The organism is Haloarcula sp. Atlit-120R, assembly GCF_003665885.1.
Classification (GTDB): domain Archaea; phylum Halobacteriota; class Halobacteria; order Halobacteriales; family Haloarculaceae; genus Haloarcula; species Haloarcula taiwanensis.
In genome coordinates, this window is record NZ_QPLN01000073.1 from 1 (window position 1) to 475 (window position 475).

Below are 475 nucleotides of genomic sequence, written 5' to 3' on the forward strand. Positions count from 1 at the left end.
GCGACTGTCCGAGTAACGTAGCCGTCGACAGTCACCTCGATGATGTAGCCGCGCTCGACCGGAACGCCGGTCAGATCGATTGTTCCGGAGGTGTTCTTCGTGAAGATGAGTTCACCCGAGTAGAGTTTCGCAGTCACCTGCGCGGACCCTGTGATCGGATCGCCGGTCGAGACGTTGCGGATGGTAAGCGTCGACGGTGAGCGAATCGTCCGATTATCTGAGGTGACGGTGTTGCCGTAGGTGTCGCTCACGCGGACGGACCACGATGCAGACCCGCCATCCATCGTGTACATCGTGGAGGCGGTGCCGTTGCTCGTGAGGGTCTCGGACCCGACTACACCGCCGTCGACGATGAACTCGGCCGTGAGCTCGTCGCCGTCGAACGCGAAGTCCGAATCAGTCAGGTTGGCAGAAAGTTCGATATCACGAGTCGACAATGAGGTGTTGTCTGACGGTGAGAGCTCAGTTATCGTTG

General features: G+C 59.2%; 1 pseudogene. It reads right to left on the reverse strand.

The features are described 5' to 3' along the window. A pseudogene (locus DVK01_RS21270) lies at positions 1 to 437 on the reverse strand (Ig-like domain repeat protein); the annotation flags it as partial. Between the last annotated feature and the right edge of the window lie 38 nt (positions 438 to 475).